Here is a 19,999-nt window from a genome sequence, read left to right on the forward strand (position 1 = left end):
TAACAAACAGGATCTGTTATGACGCAACGTTCTGCTTCACCGCTGCAGTTTCGTTTACTGCAGCCCGACGATAACGCCGCCGTCGCCGCCATTATCCGCACCGTGTCCGCCGAGTTTGGCCTGACCGCCGATAAAGGCTTTGCGGTCGCCGACCCTCAGCTTGATGATCTGTACGAAGCTTACGCTACCGCTGACAGTGCGTACTGGGTGGTTGTACAGCACGATAAGGTCGTGGGCGGTGGCGGCATTGCGCCGCTGGCGGGAGGAGAAGCCGACATCTGTGAGCTGCAAAAAATGTACCTGCTGCCCGCGGCCCGCGGTCAGGGAGCGGCCAGAGAGTTAGTGCGCCGCGCGCTGGATTTTGCCCGCCAGCGGGGCTTTAAACGCTGTTATCTCGAAACCACCGCCGCCCTGAGCCAGGCTGTCGCCCTGTACGAGCAGCTGGGCTTTATCCATCTTGACGCGCCGCTGGGCAAGACCGGGCACGGCGACTGTGAAATCCGTATGCTACGGGATCTGTTGCGCTGACCAGGCCGGCAGCCCGCTGTGAAAGCGCAGCTCGCTATCCGGCTCGCTAATCAGGCGCGCTTCCGCTTCGCCAATTTGGCGCACGCGCGGCGCAATGTCGGTTGGCGAGACCTGCGCCGCCAGCGCCAGATAGTCCTGATAGTGGCGCGCCTCCGAACGCAGTAGCGACACATAGAAGCGCGCCAACTCATCATCCAGATGCGGTGCCAGGCAGGCGAAGCGTTCACAGGATCGTGCCTCTATGTAGGCGCCGCAGATCAGTTTGTCGACCAGCGTGTCCGGCTCATGGGTGGTTACCTCACGCAGTAGCCCCTTCGCATAGCGGCTGGCGGTCATCTTTTGATAGGGTATTCCGCGCGCCTGCATGATTTCCCACACCTGATAGAAGTGATGCAGCTCCTCTTTGATCAACAACATCATTTTTTCGACCAGATCGTCCGCCCACGGCAGCGGACGGCGCGCAATGACCCCTTTGCTCAGGTGCCGATTGGCATGCAGAAAATCACTGTCGTGATGTTCGCGGTAGATAAAATCTTCCCAGGGTTTAAGCCAGCCGTGAATGCGCTCGCTGCTCGGCTTATCAGCAACGTACTTTCGAATCAGCCAGGTGGCGGTTTGCGCCGCCTTCAGCTCACACACCAGGTGATCGGTGAGCAGCAGCGTGAGATTGTCCGGTTTGCGCGCTTCCGCAATCCACGCTTCGGGCGTGCGACAGTGGAGGAAAGCGTGAATGGGTTCAAGCAGTTGAGTAATCATTTTTTTTGACAGGATCATGGGCGGGCACATGCCCGCCCGATAGCAAAATCAGTGGCGGACGCCGTTATCATCCTCGTCAATGCCGGTCGCGTCGTCGTCGCCGTCATCATCATCCGTCGCATTGGGATCTTCGAAATAGGTGCCCCAGCCGTCATAGTCGACGTTGAACTTCGCAGCCAGCACCACCAGCTGCTTGACCTGTTCATCGATCAACTCGGCGTTGAGTGCCGATTCGCTCAGGATATCGCAGCACATCACGGTGCTACCGTCGTCCAGGTCCAGCTCTTCCGGCTCGGTCACTTCATAGCCCAGCTTAAACGCTTCCACGGCGGCCTTTTCCAGCGCGTCGAAGCTGTCGCAGGAGAGGTGATGTTCGATGGTATAGAGCGCATCAGGATCGCTGCCATCCTCCAGCAGCTCTTCAATAATCAGCCGCGTCTCTTCGCGCTGCTCTTCCAGTAATTCTTCATTTGCCATAACGATATCCTCTCAGGTGCGGCAGACGTGCCGCTATTTTCACATACCGTTTCATGAACCACTATAGCTGGTGAGAAAGATTCCGACCGCCGGGGTTGATTTTGCATAAACACCCATATAAATTGAATTTTAATTCAATAAAAAAGGAATCTGCTATGGGACAGCTTACGCAGCGTCATTTTCTCCGGCTTCTGGATTTTACCCCGGCTGAGCTTCAGGCTCTGCTGGCACTGGCCGCCGAGCTGAAAGCGCAAAAGCGCAGCGGGCATGAGCCACGCCGCCTGGCCGGGAAAAATATCGCGCTCATCTTCGAAAAAGACTCGACCCGCACCCGGTGCTCTTTCGAAGTTGCCGCGTTTGATCAGGGTGCTAACGTCACCTATCTGGGGCCGGGCGGCAGTCAGATTGGCCATAAAGAGTCGATAAAAGACACGGCTCGGGTGCTGGGGCGCATGTATCACGCGATTCAGTACCGCGGCCATGGCCAGGCGCTGGTCGATACGCTGGCACAGCACGCCGGTGTACCGGTGTGGAACGGCCTGACCGATGAGTTTCATCCCACCCAGCTGCTGGCGGATCTGCTGACCATGCAGGAGCACCTGCCGGAAAAAGCGCTGAGCGATATGGTGCTGGCTTACGTGGGTGATGCGCGGAATAACATGGGAAATACCCTGCTGGAAGCAGCAGCGCTGACCGGGATGGATCTGCGGCTGGTGGCACCAAAAGCCTGTTGGCCCGATGCAGCGCTGGTCGCTGCCTGCCGCGCGGCCGGTGCCCAGACTGGCGCACGCATCACCCTGACCGATACCATCGATGATGGCGTGAAAGACGCCGACTTTATTTACACCGACGTGTGGGTATCCATGGGCGAGGCAAAATCCGTCTGGGCAGAGCGCATCGCCCTGCTACGCGACTATCAGGTCAATCGCGCGATGCTGGCGAAGACCGGTAATCCGCAGGTGAAATTTTTACATTGCCTGCCCGCCTTCCACGATGATCACACCACGCTGGGCCAGCAGATGGCTGAACAGTACGGGCTGCACGGCGGCATGGAAGTGACCGACGACGTGTTTGAATCCGCCAGCAGCGTCGTGTTTGATCAGGCCGAAAACCGTCTGCATACCATTAAAGCGGTCATGGTGGCGACGCTGACGTGAGGGTTGCCAGACGGTAACGATTGCGTATAATGCCCGACAATTTGCCGGGAGGAACCATGCGCCAGAGCACCGACAACATTGCCGCTCATCCCCGCCTCAACGCTGGCGGCGCGCTGGTTTTCTTCCGCGATCCCGATCGTCACACAGCCCCTCATTGCAGGGGCTTTTTTTTGTCCGGCAATCACCCGTTATACCCGCAATCGTCAGGAGGGAAGCATGGCCAACCCGCTGTATCGTAAACATATTATTTCAATCAATGACCTGAGTCGCGATGATCTGGAGCGGGTGCTGGAGACCGCCGCACGGCTGAAAGCCGCGCCGCAGCCCGAGCTGCTGAAGCATAAAGTGATTGCCAGCTGCTTCTTTGAGGCCTCGACCCGCACCCGCCTCTCGTTTGAGACGGCGATTCACCGGCTGGGCGCATCAGTGGTGGGCTTTGCCGACGGCAGCAATACCTCGCTGGGAAAAAAAGGCGAAACGCTGGCGGACACGCTGTCGGTAATTGGCACCTACGTTGACGCGATTGTGATGCGTCACCCGCAGGAGGGCGCGGCGCGACTGGCCACCGAGTTTTCCGGCGGCGTACCCATCCTCAACGCCGGAGACGGTGCCAACCAGCACCCGACGCAGACCCTGCTGGATCTCTTTACTATCCAGGAAACCCAAGGGCGGCTGGAGAACCTGACCATCGCCATGGTCGGCGATCTGAAGTATGGACGCACCGTCCACTCTCTGACCCAGGCGCTGGCCAAATTTGACGGTAATCGCTTCTGCTTTATCGCCCCGGATGCGCTGGCAATGCCGGCCTATATTACCGATATGCTGGATGAGAGGGGCATCACGTGGAGCCGTCATGACAGCATGGAGGCGGTGATCCCGCAGCTGGATATTCTCTATATGACGCGGGTGCAGAAGGAGCGGCTGGATCCCTCCGAATATGCCAATGTGAAGGCACAGTTTGTGCTACGCGCGGCCGACCTGGCCGGCGCGCGCGCCAATATGAAGGTATTGCATCCGCTGCCGCGCATTGATGAGATCACCACCGATGTCGATGCCACCCCGCACGCCTGGTACTTTCAGCAGGCCGGTAACGGCATTTTTGCCCGCCAGGCGCTGCTGGCACTGGTACTGAACGCCGATCCCATCCTGTAAGGAGAGCTTGCCATGACCCACGATAACAAACTGCAGGTTGAAGCCATCAAGCGCGGCACGGTGATCGATCACATCCCCGCGCAGGTGGGCTTCAAATTACTGACGCTGTTTCGCCTGACCGAAACCGATCAGCGTATCACTATTGGTCTGAACCTGCCTTCCGGCGAGCTGGGGCGTAAGGATCTGATCAAGATTGAGAATACCTTTCTCACCGACGATCAGATTAATCAGCTGGCGGTATATGCCCCGCACGCGACGGTGAACCGCATCGATGAGTATGAGGTGGTCGGAAAGATCTCACCGACGCTGCCCGACCGGATTGAGCGGGTGCTGGTTTGTCCGAACGGCAACTGCATCAGCCGCAGCGAGCCGGTGTGTTCCAGCTTTGCAGTCAGGCAGCGCGACGGCGAGGTGATCCTGACCTGTAAGTATTGCGAAAAAGGCTTTGCCCATCAGGTGGTGGTCGGCGAGGCCTGATAGCCTATAATGGGACCACACCCCGCCACAGGCGGGGGTGCAATCGCGGATAAGCGCCTTGTCCGTGGCAGATAACGCAGGCTTTGCCCCTGTTAATAATGGAGAAACTATGTCTCGCGCAATCAATACGGAAAACGCTCCCGCCGCTATCGGTCCTTACGTTCAGGCGGTAGATTTAGGCAACATGATCCTCACCTCCGGTCAGATTCCGGTGAACCCCCAGACCGGTACGGTAGCAGAAGATATTGCCGCACAGACCCGGCAGTCGCTGGCCAACGTGCAGGCGATTGTGGAGGCCGCCGGCCTGAAAGTTGCAGATATTGTGAAGACCACCGTCTTCGTTAAAGATCTCAACGATTTTGCTACCGTCAACGCCACCTACGAGGCCTTTTTCTCTGCCCACGACGCCCCTTTCCCGGCCCGTTCCTGCGTCGAAGTGGCGCGCCTGCCGAAGGACGTTAAGATCGAGATTGAAGCCATCGCCGTCCGTCGCTGATCGCCGAGGGAGGGCGTGCTACCGCCCTCATTGGCTAGCGAAAGACCGAGATAGCCTCCACCAGCCGTGTCGCCTGATGATGCATGCGCCCGGACGCCTCGGCACCCTCCTGCACCCGGGCGGCATTTTGATGGGTGATGTTGTCGAGGTCTTCAACCGCCAGACTGATCTCCGTCAGCGCCGTGGCCTGCTCAGCCGTGGCGGAACTGATTTGCGCCATCAGCGTGGTGACGTTTTGCACCCGGTCGACAATTTCCTGCATCGTTTTTCCAGCATCGTCTGCCTGTTGGCTGCCGGAATGCACGTGCGCTACGCTATTTTCCACCAGCTTTTTAATGTCGCTGGCCGCACTGGCGCTACGTTGGGCGAGGCTGCGCACTTCCCCGGCGACCACGGCAAACCCCTTGCCCTGCTCGCCGGCACGCGCCGCCTCTACCGCGGCATTCAGCGCCAGGATATTGGTCTGAAAGGCGATGCCGTCGATGATGCTGGTAATATTGGCTATCTGCTTTGAACTGTCGGCAATCGCCGCCATCATCTGAATCATACTGCCCATCACCTGCCCGCCCTGCTCCGCCGCCGTGCGGGTTTCCCGCGACAGCGCATTCACTTCGGCAGCGGTTTCAGTGTTGCTTTTCACCGTTGCGGTCATCTCATTCATCGTGGCCGCCGTCTGCTGTACGTTAGCCGCCGCCTGATCGGTGCGGCGACTCAGCTCATCATTACCGGCGCGCAGTGCGTCCGATGCATTCAGCACGGTAATGGCCTGGCCGCTGACGTCGTTCACCAGCCAGCGGAACATCAGGCCGAGCTGACCAATCGCCCGCAGCGTCATGCCAACCTCATCGACGCGATCCATTGGCTCTACCTGCAGGCTGGCACCGGTGGCCACCCGCAGCGCCTGTTGGCACAGCCGCTCCATTGGTCGCGATACCTGCGATTCCAGCCAGACGCCGAGCATGAGCAGTACTGCGGCCATCACCGCGCCGAACAGCCCCAGCGCGCCCGGCGTCATCCCGCATCCCCAGGCGGCCAGCGTACTGGACGGCAGGGCGACGATCATCGCCAGCCGCAGGCGCCAGCGCAGTGGCAGGGTTGTAAACAGCGTTCGCCAGCGCATCAGGCCGGTACGCACAATCAGCCCCTTATGAAAGCGAAACCGTCCGCCACGCCCCTCGCGAAATGCCCGATAGCGCTGCTCTGCCGCCGCGACCTCTTCATCACCCGGCTGAGTACGCACGGACATGTAGCCCTTGACGCTGCCATCGCGAATCACCGGAACGGCGTTGGCGCGCACCCAGTAGTGATCGCCGTTTTTGCGGCGATTTTTCACCAGCGCGCTCCAGGGCTCTCCCTGCTTGAGGGTGTCCCACATATCGGCAAACGCTTCCTGCGGCATATCCGGATGACGGACGAGATTATGCGGCTGTCCTTTGATCTCCTCTGGAGTAAAGCCGCTCACCTCGATAAATGCATCATTCGCGTAGGTGATGTAGCTATCGGGATCGGTGGTCGACATCAGAGTGGCGGTGCTGTCAAAAACGTATTCCTGCTGCGTGACTGGCTGATTGTTGCGCATAGTGGTTTCCCGCAGTGCCAAAGAACCTAAATTTGAAAGGGGTATTCCTGTTGTCGGCATCCGGGCGGAGAAGCTTTAGTTGCTCAGCGGTATTTTTGATAGCGATTGCGGTGGGCGGGTCGTAAGGCTGGCTGGAAGGGCAAGAAGAGAAGAGCGAACGCGGGGCGTCAGACATGACCGCGGCGGGCCGACAGGCCCGCCGCGGCGGCGATCAGGAAGCGCTGTCTGACAGCGGCTTCATCTGGCGCTCATACGCCTGTTGCTGGTCGCGGTCGAACTGTTTTTCCCAGTGGGCAATCACCAGCACCGCCAGCGCATTGCCTACCACGTTGAGTGCGGTACGTGCCATATCCAGAATACGGTCCACGCCGGCAATAAACGCCAGGCCTTCCAGCGGAATACCGACGCTGCCCAGCGTTGCCAGCAGCACCACGAACGAGACACCCGGTACGCCGGCAATGCCTTTGGAAGTGACCATCAGGGTCAGTACCAAAATAATCTCCTGGCCCAGCGACAGCTCAATGCCGTACAGCTGGGCGATAAAGATCGCAGCAATACTCTGATACAGGGTCGAACCGTCAAGGTTGAACGAGTAACCGGTGGGCACCACAAAGCTGGTGATGGCTTTCGGCGCGCCGTACGCTTCCATCTTCTCCATGATCCGCGGCAGTACCGTCTCGGAACTGGCGGTCGAATAGGCGAGGATCAGCTCATCCTTCAGGATGCGCATCAGGGTAGTGACGCGTAGCTGACAGATACGCGCCACGATCCCCAGGACCACGAAGGCAAAAAACAGGATAGCGGCGTACACCAGGATAACCAGCTTGGCCAGCGGAACCAGCGAGGCAAACCCGAAGGTCGCTACCGTGACCGAAATCAGCGCGAAGACCCCAACCGGCGCATAGCGCATGATCATATTGGTCACGCGGAACATGGTTGCCGATACGGAACCAAACACGTTAACCAGCGGATCACGCTGCGCCTTCGGCAGCGCCGACAGCCCCATACCAAACAGCACCGAGAAGAAAATAATCGGCAGCATTTCGCCCTTGGCGATCGCCGCAAAGATGTTTTGCGGAATCAGGCCGAGAATGGTGGTGACCAGACTGTGGGGCCCGCTCTCCACTTCGGCGGTTGTTGCTTCGTATTTGGAGATGTCCACCGTGGCCAGCGTGGACATATCAATGCCGCTGCCGGGCTGAAATACGTTCGCTAAGGTAATACCGATCACGATAGCAACGGTGGTGATCACCTCAAAGTACAGAATGGTTTTGACCCCAATCCGCCCCAGTTTTTTACTGTCCCCCACGCCCGCAATGCCCACAATCAGGGTGGAAATCACGATCGGTACGACAATCATTTTAATCAAATGGATAAAGATATCGCCAGCGGGCTTGAGAATGTTAACGACTAACCATTCACGGTTTTCCGGCTGATTATGCAGGATAGCTCCCACGACAATACCCAGCGCCAGGGCGATGAGGATTTGCCATGCCAGGCTGATTTTAAAACCTTTCATTTTTAAGTTCCTTAACAAAACCCCTCTTCCGCCCTTCTCTGCGGAAGATTTCATACCCAAGGAAAGTATGACAATTTGAGGGGTAAGTGATGGTATGCGCCTGAAGATCAGGGCGATGATAAGTACCATTTTCCACCAGCGAAAAGCAACCCTTGCCGTTTTACCCAGAAAATTGGCGAATAGCGCAGGAGATTATCCTGTTAAATGATGAAGTTACTAACTTACTGTTATAAAAAGGTATATCACTGCATCAAAACGGTATAACAGTCAGAAAACCCGCACTCAGGTTAAAAATTCGGATGAACCGTTTGCTGTTATTTTAACCGCCTCGCGTTCACGCTTTGAGCGGTTTTCGCCATCTGGCCTGCTCCAGCCTCTCCCGCGTTGATAAATAAAAATGCAGTGTACTCTTTGGTTGACAGGGCGTGATCTGTGGCGCAAAAAAGAAACAAAGCTGTTATCGCCGCTGCCTTTAACCTTTGATTGACATATCATTAACATCTTCAAGGAGACCAGCCATGAGCCAACGACAGACCCATCCCGTTCCGGCGCACATTGCGCAACATACCCTGATTAATCCAGAGCAGTATGCGACTCTTTACCGGCAGTCCATTCAGGATCCTGAGGCATTTTGGAGCGAACAGGGCAGAATCATCGACTGGATAACCCCCTACACGCGCGTGAAGAATACCAGCTTTGCCCCGGGCAACATTGCGATTAAGTGGTACGAAGACGGCACGCTAAACCTGGCGGCTAACTGCCTTGATCGTCACCTGCACGATCGCGGCGATCGTCCGGCGATTATCTGGGAGGGCGATGACGCCAGCGACAGTAAAACGCTCACCTACCGTGAACTGCACCGCGACGTGTGCCGTTTCGCTAATGTGCTCACCGGGCTGGGTATCGGCAAGGGCGATGTGGTGGCGATTTACATGCCGATGGTGCCGGAGGCCGCAGTGGCCATGCTGGCCTGTGCGCGTATTGGTGCCATTCACTCGGTTATCTTCGGCGGCTTTTCCCCGGAAGCGGTGGCCGGCCGCATCATCGACTCCAGCGCGCGCCTGGTGATTACCGCCGATGAAGGGGTCCGCGCAGGCCGAACCATACCGCTGAAAAAAAATGTGGATGACGCACTGGCCAACCCAAAGGTGACCACGGTGAATCACGTTATCGTGCTTAAGCGCACCGGTAATAGCGTGTATTGGCAGGCGGATCGCGATCTCTGGTGGCATGAGCAGGTAAACCAGGCGTCAGCCCATCATCATCCGGTAGAAATGGCGGCGGAAGATCCCCTGTTTATCCTTTATACCTCTGGCTCTACCGGTAAGCCTAAAGGAGTGCTGCACACCACAGGCGGTTATCTGGTGTATGCGGCCACCACCTTCAAATACGTGTTTGATTATCACCCGGAGGATATCTACTGGTGTACGGCAGATGTCGGCTGGATAACCGGTCACAGCTATCTGCTTTATGGGCCGCTGGCCTGCGGCGCCACCACCCTGATGTTTGAGGGGGTGCCAAACTGGCCGACGCCGGCACGCATGGCGCAGGTGGTGGATAAACACCAGGTGACGATTCTCTACACTGCCCCAACCGCCATTCGCGCCCTGATGGCGGAAGGCGACCAGGCCATTACCGGTACTCATCGCGATTCGCTGCGCATTCTTGGCTCGGTCGGTGAACCGATCAATCCGGAAGCGTGGGAGTGGTATTACCAAAAGATCGGCAACGGCCACTGTCCGATTGTGGATACCTGGTGGCAGACCGAAACCGGAGGTTTCATGATTACCCCGCTGCCGGGTGCCACCGAACTGAAGGCCGGCTCGGCAACCAAACCTTTCTTCGGCGTGAAACCGGCGCTGGTCGATAATGAAGGCCACATTCTTGACGGTGCCACCGAAGGGAACCTGGTGATTGTTGATTCCTGGCCCGGCCAGGCCCGCACCCTGTTTGGCGATCACGACCGTTTTGAGCAAACCTATTTCTCCACCTTTCCAAACTGCTATTTTAGCGGCGACGGCGCAAGGCGCGATGAGGATGGTGATTACTGGATAACCGGCCGCGTGGATGATGTGCTCAACGTCTCCGGCCACCGTCTGGGCACGGCGGAAATTGAATCTGCACTGGTCTCGCATCCGAAAATCGCCGAAGCGGCGGTGGTCGGGATCCCCCACAATATTAAAGGCCAGGCGGTGTATGCCTATATCACCCTGAACAGCGGTGAAGCGCCCTCGCCGGAGCTGTATAACGACGTGCGCAACTGGGTGCGCAAAGAAATTGGGCCTATCGCCACCCCGGACGTCCTGCACTGGACGGATGCCTTACCGAAAACCCGCTCGGGCAAAATCATGCGCCGCATCCTGCGCAAAATTGCCACCGGCGATACCAGTAACCTCGGCGATACCTCTACGCTGGCCGATCCCGGCGTAGTAGAGAAACTGCTGGAGGAGAAGCAGTCCATTCGCATGCCATAACGCGTTGGCGCCTTCCGGGAAACCGGGAGGCGCAGCGGAAGCTGCCGCCGCATCGCACCGCCTTTCCCTGACAGGACAACGGACCTGGTGGGCAATGTCGAACACCCACACGACTACGTTTAATCACCTCTGGAGACGCCGTGATGAATGATGTCATTTATCAACGCATAGAAAAGAGCGCCCGCTTTCAGGAGCTGGTGCACAAGCGTCAGCGATTTGCGCTGCTGCTGACGCTTATCATGCTGGTGCTGTACGTCGGGTTTATTTTACTGATCGCTTTCGCACCCGGCTGGCTTGGCACCCCGCTCCATCCCGGAACCAACGTGACCCGCGGCATTCCCATCGGCATCGGACTTATCGTGGTGTCGTTTTTACTGACCGGCATCTATGTGTGGCGCGCCAACGGTGAATTTGATCGCCTGACCCGGCAAATTCTGAGCGAGGTAAAAGGATGAAGCATCTGATTTCGCTGTTGGCTCTGCTGCTGCCCGCCGCCAGCCAGGCCGCCGATGCGATGAGCGGGGCGGTCGATAAGCAACCCACCAATTACGAAGCGATCATCATGTTTTTGATCTTCGTGGTGGCGACGCTGGGAATCACCTGGTGGGCCTCTAAACGTACCCGATCACGCAACGACTATTACACCGCCGGCGGCAACATTACCGGCTTTCAGAATGGCCTGGCGATCGCCGGGGATTTTATGTCCGCCGCCTCGTTTCTTGGCATATCCGCGCTGGTGTTTACCTCCGGCTATGATGGCCTGATCTATTCACTGGGCTTCCTCGTCGGCTGGCCGATCATTCTGTTTTTGATCGCCGAGCGCCTGCGTAACCTGGGGCGCTATACCTTTGCCGACGTCGCCTCATACCGCCTGAAACAGAAGCCGATTCGCATCCTCTCAGCCTGCGGCTCGCTGGTGGTGGTGGCCCTGTATTTGATTGCGCAGATGGTCGGTGCGGGCAAGCTGATTCAGCTGCTGTTTGGCCTCGATTATCACGTCGCGGTGGTGCTGGTGGGCATTCTGATGGTGTTGTACGTACTGTTTGGCGGCATGTTAGCCACCACTTGGGTGCAGATCATTAAAGCCATCCTGCTGCTGTTTGGCGCTTCTTTTATGGCCATTATGGTGATGAAGAGCGTAGGATTCAGCTTTAATACGCTGTTTACCGAAGCGATGGCGGTACACCCGAAAGGAGCGGATATCATGCGCCCGGGGGGGCTGGTGAAAGATCCGATTTCGGCCCTGTCGCTGGGGCTCGGACTGATGTTTGGTACCGCCGGACTGCCGCATATTTTGATGCGCTTCTTCACGGTCAGCGACGCGCGTGAAGCGCGTAAAAGCGTATTCTGGGCCACCGGTTTTATGGGTTACTTCTACTTTCTAACCTTCATTATCGGCTTTGGTGCAATCCTGCTGGTCAGCGCCAATCCGGCCTTTAAGGATGCCGCAGGGCAGCTGATTGGCGGTAACAATATGGCCGCAGTGCACCTGGCCGATGCGGTAGGCGGCAGTATTTTCCTCGGCTTTATCTCCGCTGTGGCGTTCGCCACCATCCTGGCGGTGGTCGCTGGCCTGACGCTGGCCGGCGCTTCAGCCGTCTCTCACGATCTTTATGCCAGCGTGTTTCGTAAGGGTAACGCCAGCGAACGCGAGGAGCTGAAGGTATCGAAAATCACCGTACTGGTGCTGGGTGTGGTTGCCATTGCGCTGGGGATCCTGTTTGAGAAGCAGAACATCGCCTTCATGGTTGGACTGGCTTTTTCCATCGCCGCCAGCTGTAATTTCCCGATCATTTTGCTGTCGATGTACTGGTCGAAGCTGACCACGCGCGGGGCAATGATTGGCGGTTGGCTGGGCCTGATTACCGCCGTGGTGTTGATGATCCTCGGCCCCACCGTCTGGGTGCAAGTCCTCGGTCACGCCAAACCCATTTACCCTTACGAATACCCGGCGCTGTTTTCGATGCTGGCGGCGTTTATCGGGACCTGGCTGTTCTCCATCACCGATCACTCCGCCGAAGGGGCGCAGGAGCGTCTCCGCTTCCGCGCGCAGTTTGTTCGCTCCCAGACCGGAATAGGGATCGATCAGGGCAAAGCGCACTGAAAAAAAAGCCGGGATAACCCGGCTTTTTTTACCTACTCAGAAGTGGACTGAGGCCCCGACGTACGGACCATCCGCCACAACGTTGTCCTTACGGCCATCTTTGCCGTTCAGCGCCATGTATTTGTAGCCGACGCGGACGTCCACCAGCGAGATCGGCCGGAAGCTGACGCCGGCGCTGGCTTCCTGATAGTTATCAATGTGCGCCGAGAATGCATCCGGTGACCAGTAGTACTCACCGTACGCATTAAACATATTGGTAACTGGTACTGTTACGCCACCACCGATAGCGACCGCATAACCATCTTTACTGTCTTTCGGGTTAGTTGACATCACTTTCGCTCCCGGAGAGAGCATGAAAGACCCGACGCCAACGTTATAATTCAGGCCGAGGCTCTCGACGTTACCGTCGTGATCGCTGCGCAGCCAGTCGCCGCTGAGCGCAAAACCTGGGGTGTCGGTGCCAAGACCAAAGCGCAGGTGGGTGTAATCTTTACCCACATCCATGCCGCCTTCGATCGCCTGCGCCGTGCCGGCCACTGCCAGCAGGGAGAGGCCTGCACACACCATTGCCACTTGTTTCATTGTTTTTCTCCTGAAATCCTTACATTCCCCCACGGGGCGCTTCGCAGAGTAGCGGAAACGGATCACAGTTTACATGGCGAGATAACCCTGGCTGGCCGATCTTTAAACGAATTTACATCCGATTATGTAATCGAATATGTTTAGCCATCGGGGCAGGCACGGGCCAGCATCCCTGTATCGCGCTCCTCACGTCGCCGCCGGCAGCGCCTTCGCCCATCTTTATCCGCTATCCGCGCTTTTTGCACCCGCTGACCACGCGCGGGGAGCGACACCGCAGCGTAAACAGCACAAGCCGTTTTCCGTTCATCGCTCCCCATCGCGCGCCCGGTAATGCCAGCATCGCGATCATCTGCGGCAGCGGCGATATGCCTCTCAGTAAGGTGATTGCCAGTCGCCCCTGCGCCAGCAAGAAACAGGTCATTTCGGCACAGCCCGCGCGCCGGCTGGGCGCGGCTGGTGAGGATAGCGATCAGCAGCGTCAGCGCAGGGATAAAAAAAGCAGCGCGTGCTGCAGCGGCGGCAGGCTGAGCAGAATCAGCGCAAACGCCAGCAGCAGGACCGCCACCGGCAACCATTCTGCCGGAGCAGCGCGGTGGACGGCCAGTCAAAATAGCGCTCCGGCGATGGGTGGGTCACTACGCCCGGCCCTGCCGGACGCTCAGCGGCGCTATTTCTCACTCCTGCTGCCCTGGCGCATGAAACAGCGCGCCGGTAAGCCTGGCTATCAACGACATCACCATACCGCCAGAGACTAAAGCGTCTTCACAGCGTAGCGCCCGGTTCGCGGCGGATTGCCCGGTGTCGCCACCACGCCGCTGACGGCACTGCCCGCCAGCGCAGCCGCCGCGGGTGCCCCCTCCCCAGCTGGCGACCAGCATCATGTGTACCGGCTCAACCAGGGAACGTTTCGGATAAAGACCGGCGCGGACCGCGGCGTTGATTCCGTTAGGATTGCCCCGGTATTTTATGCACGATTGATGCGTTCGGTGAGTCGCCCGCGATCCTGCTGTGGCCCGGCTTTCAACCATTCCATTGCCTGCAGCGAAGACACGGACGGCATCGCCCGCGGCGTCGCGGCGATCTCTTTTAACGCCCCGCCCGCGCTGGCCAGCGCCATCACGTTCGCGAGGCCGACGTTGCGGCATAGCGCTCCTGAGCGTCGAGCCAGGCCACATTGTCCCCGCTGTTTTCCATCGGGCCATACGCGCGATAGATACCGTTCAGGCATGACAAACCCGTCGCGGCAGCGCCGGCGTAGCCGTTCACGACCAGCGCAGCACTGCCGCCGGCCATAATGGGCATGGCGAAGGCCCCGCTGACCATGACGCCCGCGGTGATGATCATTGCACCGCAGGCGGGCGTGGTAGCCGTAATCTCAGCGCCGATTGCGGTGGCGGTCACGGCGTCCGTCAGCGCGCTACCCCGGCTGGAGGTCGAGGCCTGCGACGCGGTTTTCATCACGATAATCTGGGTCACCAGGCCGCTCTGGCCAGTGGGATGACGGTAACCCGAACGCACCAGAAAATGCTGTGGGCCATCCGCATACGTGATGCCGCCCTGGGCAAATTCGCGCGAACGATTCATCGCTCCCGCGGATGCTTCAAAAGCAAAGCCGATCATGCGGGCCAACTCACGGCCGGGCTCATTTTTCCCGGATCCATCAGGACAGCGTCATGTTTTTTCCTGACGGGACACGCGTCAGCGATACCTTCAGTCGCGGCGCAATGCCTCCCCCGAGCGGCTTGTAATGCAGTTTGATTGAGAAAAACTGATCAACGCCATTGCCCGGCTACGCCGCTAATCGCCGTTCTGCGGCTGGTGAGCAATATTCATAAGAAAGGCGATAGCGCCGATGCCGGCAGTAAAAACGGCCTGCAGGATAATGCAGGCCGATGGCTAACCATACTGTGGCACGATCGCTTAGCGAGCCAGGCAGACATCGGGCCCGGACGGATCCGTTCCGATGGTTCCCGCTCCGGACGGCGTGCGGCGACGGCGGTGAATATCGCGCAGGGTCAGGTTGACCTGCTCGCTGGCAAACATCGCCTCCAGCGTCGCGCTGAGCTTACGCCGCCAGTTGGGATACTGATCAACGGTGCCGGGAACGTTCACCGGATCGGCCATATCCAGCCAGTCTTCCGGCTGCAGTCCCAGCAGCGCGCTGCCGCTATCGGCAATAAAGCGGTGCATCGCCCGATTAAGCAACGGCGTCATGGTCATTCGCTTCGCACGCTTTCCGGCGCGCGCCGGCAGGCAGTTTGCCGCGTGCAACGCATTGAGCAATGCCTGCTTTTGCCGCTCGCGCTCGACATACAGTCCCTGCAAAATGACCTTATCGGGGTAGAGCCCCAGTTGCTCGCCCAGCGTCAGGTCTCCGGCAGTCCAGAACCCGCGCAGCGTTGGCAAATCGTGGGTGGTCGCGCTGGCCATCGACTGTCGCGGCCACGCCTGCGGCGCGCGATAGCGATCTTCGCTCTCCTGCTCGAAATAGAGAACCTTCCACGAGTAGACACCGCTGTCGCGCAGCTTGCCGACGATCTCTGGCGGCACCGTCCCCAAGTCTTCGCCGATCACCATGCAGCGCTGTCGCTGACTCTCCAGCGCGAGGATCGCAAAGAGATCGTCTACCGGATAAAAAACATAGGCGCCGCGATCGGCCGTTTCACCTTTCGGTATCCACCACAGGCGCAGCAGAGACATCACGTGATCGATGCGCAGCGCACCGCAGCTGGCCATATTGGCCCGTAGCAGATCAATAAACGGCTGATAGCCGCGGGCGCGCAGCACGTGCGGATTGAGTGGTGGCAACCCCCAGTTCTGACCCAGCGGTCCGAGAATATCCGGCGGCGCCCCCACCTGCGCATCCAGCGCGTAAAGCTCTCGCTCGGCCCAGGTTTCGGCTCCCCCTTCCGCGACGCCGACCGCCAGGTCTCGGTAAAGCCCCACCGGCATCTGCAGCTGCTGGCTGAGCTGCCAGCAGGCCTCAAACTGCCGGCTGGCCAGCCACTGTAGCCAGAGGAAAAAGCGGACCTCATCGTGCTGCTGTTCGCAGAACCGCGTGACGGCCTCACTGTGCGCCTGCCGGTACGCTTCTGGCCAGGCGGGCCAGCCCCAGCGACGACTGTCCTCGGCCAGCATCGCCTGGTGCAGCGCATCGTAGGCCGCCTGGTACCAGAGGCTGGCGCCGCCTTCGGTGATAAAAGCCTCCAGCGCAACGACCGCCGCATCCTGCGAAGCGCGCGCGCTGAAGCTGCGCCAGGCCAGCCGCAGCGCCTGCAGCTTGAGTGCCGCGACGCCGGCGTATTCCACCTTATCGCTGGCGCGCACCTGGGTCAGACTGGCCTGTGTGTCCGCCTGCTGCCACCAGCGCTGGGCGTCGGCACTCTGTTGAAAATCGTCGACCTGGCTAACGTCGATATACAGCACGTTCAGCCAGCGGCGTGATGAAGGGCTATAGGGGCTGGCGCTTTCCGGACTGGCCGGGTAAAGCGCGTGAATCGGGTTGAGGCCAATAAACGCGCCGCCGCGCGCCGCCACTTCGCGGATCATCTGCTGAAGGTCGCCAAAATCCCCCATGCCCCAGTTGTGTTCAGAGCGCAGCGTATACAGCTGTACGCAGGCCCCCCACAGCTTTCCACCCTGCTTCAACGCGGGCGGCTCATAGCAGCGGCGCGGGGCAACAATCACCCGGCACGGCCACTGCTGGCTCCCCTGGCTGAGGGTCAGCTGGTGATAGCCCTGTGGCAGACGGGTCGGCAGGCTGAGGGAGGCCCCGCCGGCCACCGTGCCCGACCAGCGCTTGCCGTTCTCCGCATGGAGCTGCCACTGCCAGCGGCCGCGGCCGCCCACGCTGATGGCGCCGCTGCGCCGGTGGCGAAGGACCAGGGCCGCAGGCAGCGGCGCCGCGCTCGCCTGCGGCTCGCCGTCCATCGCGCTGAGCAGGCGCTGCAGCGTTTGCGGCGCGATCGCTTCCGATACGCCTTTGGCATTGATGTAGTGATCAGCAATGCCTGCCGCGCGAGCCTCCGCGGCCAGATGTTCGCTCTCCATACCTCTCCTTATTAGCGTGTCGCCTGCCAGATGCGCTGCTGGTAATCGCGGATCGCCCGATCGGAACTGAACAGGCCGGTACGCGCGGTGTTCAGGATCGCCGCCCGCGTCCAACCTTCCCGATCGGCCCACAGCGCCTCCACCCGTGCCTGAGCGTCCAGATAGGCGGAAAAATCGGCCAGCACCAGCCAGGGGTCGCCCCCTGCGGTTAGGCTGTGTAGCAACCGGTCAAACGCGTGAGTGTCGCCCTGACTGAAGTGGCCATTTTCCAGCTCGGTCAAGATGGCGTCGAGGTGAGGATCCTGCTGACGCCGCATCAGTGGATCGTAGCCCTGCGCCTTGAGCGTTTTCACCTGATCCACGGTGTTACCAAAAATAAAGATGTTTTCCTCGCCCACCTCACCGGCAATTTCCACGTTGGCGCCGTCCAGCGTGCCGATGGTCAGCGCGCCATTAAGGGCCAGCTTCATGTTGCCCGTCCCCGACGCTTCATAGCCCGCGGTGGAGATCTGCTCGGAGAGATCCGCCGCCGGGATCATCTGCTCGGCCACGGTGATACGATAATCCGGGATAAATACCACTTTCAGCCGATCGCCAACTTGCGGATCGTTGTTAATCACCTCCGCCACTTTATTGATGGCATAGATAATATTTTTTGCCAGATAGTAGCCCGGTGCCGCTTTGGCGCCAAACAGGAAGACGCGCGGCGCCATCGGTGACTGCGGATCGTCGCGCAGCCGCTTGTAGCAGGAGAGGATATGCAGCAGCGCCAGGTGCTGACGTTTGTATTCATGCAGACGCTTAATTTGCACATCAAAAATGGCCTGTGGATTGATATCAATCCCGGTGACCCGTTTAACATATGCCGTTAGCCGCTGCTTATTCTCCTGTTTGATCTGGCGGTAGCGCTGCCGGAAAGCGGCGTCATCCGCCAGCGGCTCCAGCCGCTTCAGGCACGCCAGATCGTTGGCCCACTCTCCCTGTAGCACCTCATCAATCAGCGCAGAGAGCGCAGGATTACACTGCTTCAGCCAGCGGCGTGGAGTGATTCCGTTGGTGACATTATGGAATTTAGTCGGCCACAGCTGGTGATATTCCGGAAACAGATCCTTCACCACCAGCTCAGAGTGAAGGGCCGCCACGCCGTTCACTGCAAACCCGCTGACCACACACAGGTTAGCCATCCGGACTTGCTTATCGTGCAGTATGGCCAGTTTCGCCCACACCGCCTTATCGCCGGGCCACTGTGCCTCCACCACCTTTTTAAACCGTTTATTGATCTCCTGAATGATGCTGAAGTGCCGCGGCAGCAGGCTTTTTACCAGCCGTTCATCCCAGCGTTCCAGCGCTTCCGGCATCAGGGTATGGTTGGTATAGGCAAACGTCCGGCGGGTGATGGTCCAGGCTTTATCCCAGCTCAGCTGATGATCGTCGATAAGCACGCGCATCATTTCCGGAATGGCAATCGTCGGGTGCGTGTCGTTGAGCTGGATCACTTCGTGATCGGGCAGACTGTGCAGCGTGCGCCCGGCCAGGTGATGGCGGCGCAAGATATCCGCAACGGAGCAGGCGCACTGGAAGTACTGCTGCATCAGCCGCAGTCGCTTGCCAGGCTCATGGTTATCATTGGGATAGAGTACCTTGGTGAGCTTGTCGGCATCGATGCCCTGCTGTTCAGCCTGCAGAAATTTACCGTCGTTAAACCGCGTCAGGTCAAACGGATGCGCATGTGTGGCTTGCCAGAGGCGCAGCGGCTGGGTGATGCCATTCAAATAGCCAATTACCGGCAGATCCCAGGCTTCACCCCGCAGGATCACCGCCGGCTGCCAGATAGGCAAACCGGCCGCATCCTTGATCAGCTTACCACCGAGCGGCACGTCCACATCGCGCGCGCTGTTGTGGCGGAACCACGGATAGCGGCCGCGATGCCAGTCGTCCGGCGCCTCGTGCTGCGCGCCATCGACAAACGACTGACGGAACAAGCCATACTGGTAATTCAGACCATAGCCGGTAGCGGGCTGACCGACAGTGGCCATGGAGTCAAGATAGCAGGCCGCCAGGCGCCCGAGACCGCCGTTGCCGAGCGCTGGATCGATCTCCTCTTCCAGCAGCGCACTGAGTTCAATATCCCAGTCGGCGAGCCGCTCCGCCACGCCCTGATACCATCCAAGATTCAGCAGGTTGTTTCCGGTCAGGCGACCAATCAGAAACTCAATCGAGAGGTAGTTAACGTGGCGTAACGCGCCGGCTGTCGGCGGGCTGGCCGGCAGTGCGGCAAGCATTTCCGCCACCGCACCGCTAACGGCCTGCCACCACTGCTGCCGGGTCATCTCACTGGCGGCGTGCAGGCCCATGCCCTGCCACTGACGCGTCAGAGCAGCGTCAAAACGTGCTGGATTGAATTTTTGCTGCGACATACGACTCTTTTCCCGTAATGGATGGTTGCGCGAAACATTATGCGACTATGCTGACGGCTGAAACGAGCAGCGGCATCCACCTTGGATAAAATCAGACGGGGAGAAGCCGCAGGGCGTAGCCAATAGTGTGATGACGGCGACATTTTCCCTCATTTCAGTAAAGACCCTGTTGCACAAGTTTGCCTGGATTATCTGCTGCCAACGGCGGATTGCCGGCGTTTCAGCGCGTTT

General features: G+C 59.0%; 18 protein-coding genes. 8 read left to right on the plus strand and 10 right to left on the minus strand.

Going from position 1 to position 19,999, the window contains the following annotated elements:
• Positions 1-18 precede the first annotated feature (18 nt).
• On the plus strand, positions 19-528 hold the full coding sequence (locus BS626_RS12835; RefSeq protein WP_075182794.1) for a GNAT family N-acetyltransferase: 510 nt from the start codon (positions 19-21) through the stop codon (positions 526-528).
• On the opposite strand, the gene BS626_RS12840 is transcribed toward BS626_RS12835, so the two are convergent.
• Together BS626_RS12840 and rraB are read right to left on the minus strand one after the other, a co-directional pair.
• Positions 508-1,302 (minus strand): tRNA-(ms[2]io[6]A)-hydroxylase, encoded by a 795-nt coding sequence (locus tag BS626_RS12840; protein WP_240494308.1) that lies wholly within the window; start codon positions 1,300-1,302, stop codon positions 508-510. The genes BS626_RS12835 and BS626_RS12840 overlap by 21 nt on opposite strands.
• Before the next feature lie 30 nt (positions 1,303-1,332).
• A complete protein-coding gene (gene rraB / locus BS626_RS12845) occupies positions 1,333-1,761 on the minus strand; it encodes a ribonuclease E inhibitor RraB (RefSeq protein WP_075182795.1) in 429 nt (142 codons plus the stop codon).
• Between the two features lie 155 nt (positions 1,762-1,916).
• Between rraB and argF the strand changes: the two genes are divergently transcribed.
• The 4 genes from argF to ridA all read left to right on the plus strand — a co-directional run bounded on the left by argF (position 1,917) and on the right by ridA (position 5,043).
• A complete protein-coding gene (gene argF / locus BS626_RS12850) occupies positions 1,917-2,918 on the plus strand; it encodes an ornithine carbamoyltransferase (protein WP_075182796.1) in 1,002 nt (333 codons plus the stop codon).
• Positions 2,919-3,134: 216 nt separating this feature from the next.
• Positions 3,135-4,070 carry an aspartate carbamoyltransferase gene (pyrB, locus tag BS626_RS12855; protein ID WP_075182797.1) on the plus strand — a complete coding sequence of 312 codons (936 nt, stop codon included), beginning with the start codon at positions 3,135-3,137 and terminating at the stop codon, positions 4,068-4,070.
• Positions 4,071-4,082: 12 nt separating this feature from the next.
• Positions 4,083-4,547 (plus strand): aspartate carbamoyltransferase regulatory subunit, encoded by a 465-nt coding sequence (gene pyrI / locus BS626_RS12860; protein ID WP_075182798.1) that lies wholly within the window; start codon positions 4,083-4,085, stop codon positions 4,545-4,547.
• Positions 4,548-4,656: 109 nt separating this feature from the next.
• Positions 4,657-5,043: a 2-iminobutanoate/2-iminopropanoate deaminase gene (gene ridA / locus BS626_RS12865; RefSeq protein WP_075182799.1), complete on the plus strand. Its 387-nt coding sequence runs from the start codon at positions 4,657-4,659 to the stop codon at positions 5,041-5,043.
• A gap of 34 nt (positions 5,044-5,077) precedes the next feature.
• On the opposite strand, the gene BS626_RS12870 is transcribed toward ridA, so the two are convergent.
• Positions 5,078-6,622, minus strand: a complete 1,545-nt coding sequence (locus tag BS626_RS12870) for a PAS domain-containing methyl-accepting chemotaxis protein (protein WP_075182800.1) — start codon at positions 6,620-6,622, stop codon at positions 5,078-5,080.
• A gap of 211 nt (positions 6,623-6,833) precedes the next feature.
• Complete coding sequence (gene gltP, locus BS626_RS12875; RefSeq protein ID WP_075182801.1) at positions 6,834-8,141, minus strand: glutamate/aspartate:proton symporter GltP; 1,308 nt, start codon at positions 8,139-8,141, stop codon at positions 6,834-6,836.
• A 518-nt stretch (positions 8,142-8,659) separates the two neighbouring features.
• Between gltP and acs the strand changes: the two genes are divergently transcribed.
• The 3 genes from acs (at position 8,660) to actP (ending at position 12,719) form a co-directional block, all read left to right on the plus strand.
• On the plus strand, positions 8,660-10,615 hold the full coding sequence (gene acs / locus BS626_RS12880; protein ID WP_075182802.1) for an acetate--CoA ligase: 1,956 nt from the start codon (positions 8,660-8,662) through the stop codon (positions 10,613-10,615).
• A gap of 143 nt (positions 10,616-10,758) precedes the next feature.
• Complete coding sequence (locus BS626_RS12885) at positions 10,759-11,070, plus strand: DUF485 domain-containing protein (RefSeq protein ID WP_075182803.1); 312 nt, start codon at positions 10,759-10,761, stop codon at positions 11,068-11,070.
• Entirely contained in the window at positions 11,067-12,719 is a 1,653-nt protein-coding gene (gene actP, locus BS626_RS12890; protein WP_075182804.1) for a cation/acetate symporter ActP, read from the plus strand. Before BS626_RS12885 ends, actP begins: the two co-directional genes overlap by 4 nt.
• 36 nt (positions 12,720-12,755) lie before the next feature.
• On the opposite strand, the gene BS626_RS12895 is transcribed toward actP, so the two are convergent.
• From BS626_RS12895 to malP, 6 genes are all read right to left on the minus strand, one after another.
• Complete coding sequence (locus BS626_RS12895; protein ID WP_075182805.1) at positions 12,756-13,301, minus strand: YfaZ family outer membrane protein; 546 nt, start codon at positions 13,299-13,301, stop codon at positions 12,756-12,758.
• Positions 13,302-13,975: 674 nt separating this feature from the next.
• Positions 13,976-14,182 carry a hypothetical protein gene (locus BS626_RS18840; protein WP_240494309.1) on the minus strand — a complete coding sequence of 69 codons (207 nt, stop codon included), beginning with the start codon at positions 14,180-14,182 and terminating at the stop codon, positions 13,976-13,978.
• A gap of 83 nt (positions 14,183-14,265) precedes the next feature.
• Positions 14,266-14,418, minus strand: coding sequence for a hypothetical protein (locus tag BS626_RS18845; protein ID WP_240494310.1), 153 nt, complete (start codon positions 14,416-14,418; stop codon positions 14,266-14,268).
• Positions 14,418-14,885, minus strand: coding sequence for a hypothetical protein (locus BS626_RS18850; protein WP_240494311.1), 468 nt, complete (start codon positions 14,883-14,885; stop codon positions 14,418-14,420). The genes BS626_RS18845 and BS626_RS18850 overlap by 1 nt, the downstream gene beginning before the upstream one ends.
• 336 nt (positions 14,886-15,221) lie before the next feature.
• Positions 15,222-17,351: a 4-alpha-glucanotransferase gene (malQ, locus tag BS626_RS12910; protein ID WP_075182807.1), complete on the minus strand. Its 2,130-nt coding sequence runs from the start codon at positions 17,349-17,351 to the stop codon at positions 15,222-15,224.
• Between the two features lie 11 nt (positions 17,352-17,362).
• Positions 17,363-19,768 carry a maltodextrin phosphorylase gene (gene malP / locus BS626_RS12915; RefSeq protein ID WP_075182808.1) on the minus strand — a complete coding sequence of 802 codons (2,406 nt, stop codon included), beginning with the start codon at positions 19,766-19,768 and terminating at the stop codon, positions 17,363-17,365.
• Positions 19,769-19,999 lie beyond the last annotated feature (231 nt).

This window comes from Pantoea sp. 1.19 (genome assembly GCF_001922585.1).
GTDB lineage: Bacteria > Pseudomonadota > Gammaproteobacteria > Enterobacterales > Enterobacteriaceae > 1-19.

Bases quoted from the DNA above. Each gene is read 5' to 3' on its own strand.
- BS626_RS12870 (WP_075182800.1), bottom strand. From the start codon at position 6,622: ATGCGCAACAATCAGCCAGTCACGCAGCAGGAATACGTTTTTGACAGC.
- BS626_RS12895 (WP_075182805.1), bottom strand. From the start codon at position 13,301: ATGAAACAAGTGGCAATGGTGTGTGCAGGCCTCTCCCTGCTGGCAGTG.
- BS626_RS12840 (WP_240494308.1), bottom strand. From the start codon at position 1,302: ATGATCCTGTCAAAAAAAATGATTACTCAACTGCTTGAACCCATTCAC.
- BS626_RS12885 (WP_075182803.1), top strand. From the start codon at position 10,759: ATGAATGATGTCATTTATCAACGCATAGAAAAGAGCGCCCGCTTTCAG.
- BS626_RS12835 (WP_075182794.1), top strand. From the start codon at position 19: ATGACGCAACGTTCTGCTTCACCGCTGCAGTTTCGTTTACTGCAGCCC.
- BS626_RS18845 (WP_240494310.1), bottom strand. From the start codon at position 14,418: ATGGCGCTGGCCAGCGCGGGCGGGGCGTTAAAAGAGATCGCCGCGACG.
- acs (WP_075182802.1), top strand. From the start codon at position 8,660: ATGAGCCAACGACAGACCCATCCCGTTCCGGCGCACATTGCGCAACAT.
- malP (WP_075182808.1), bottom strand. From the start codon at position 19,768: ATGTCGCAGCAAAAATTCAATCCAGCACGTTTTGACGCTGCTCTGACG.
- ridA (WP_075182799.1), top strand. From the start codon at position 4,657: ATGTCTCGCGCAATCAATACGGAAAACGCTCCCGCCGCTATCGGTCCT.
- BS626_RS18840 (WP_240494309.1), bottom strand. From the start codon at position 14,182: ATGATGCTGGTCGCCAGCTGGGGAGGGGGCACCCGCGGCGGCTGCGCT.
- argF (WP_075182796.1), top strand. From the start codon at position 1,917: ATGGGACAGCTTACGCAGCGTCATTTTCTCCGGCTTCTGGATTTTACC.
- pyrB (WP_075182797.1), top strand. From the start codon at position 3,135: ATGGCCAACCCGCTGTATCGTAAACATATTATTTCAATCAATGACCTG.
- rraB (WP_075182795.1), bottom strand. From the start codon at position 1,761: ATGGCAAATGAAGAATTACTGGAAGAGCAGCGCGAAGAGACGCGGCTG.
- malQ (WP_075182807.1), bottom strand. From the start codon at position 17,351: ATGGAGAGCGAACATCTGGCCGCGGAGGCTCGCGCGGCAGGCATTGCT.
- BS626_RS18850 (WP_240494311.1), bottom strand. From the start codon at position 14,885: ATGAATCGTTCGCGCGAATTTGCCCAGGGCGGCATCACGTATGCGGAT.
- gltP (WP_075182801.1), bottom strand. From the start codon at position 8,141: ATGAAAGGTTTTAAAATCAGCCTGGCATGGCAAATCCTCATCGCCCTG.
- pyrI (WP_075182798.1), top strand. From the start codon at position 4,083: ATGACCCACGATAACAAACTGCAGGTTGAAGCCATCAAGCGCGGCACG.
- actP (WP_075182804.1), top strand. From the start codon at position 11,067: ATGAAGCATCTGATTTCGCTGTTGGCTCTGCTGCTGCCCGCCGCCAGC.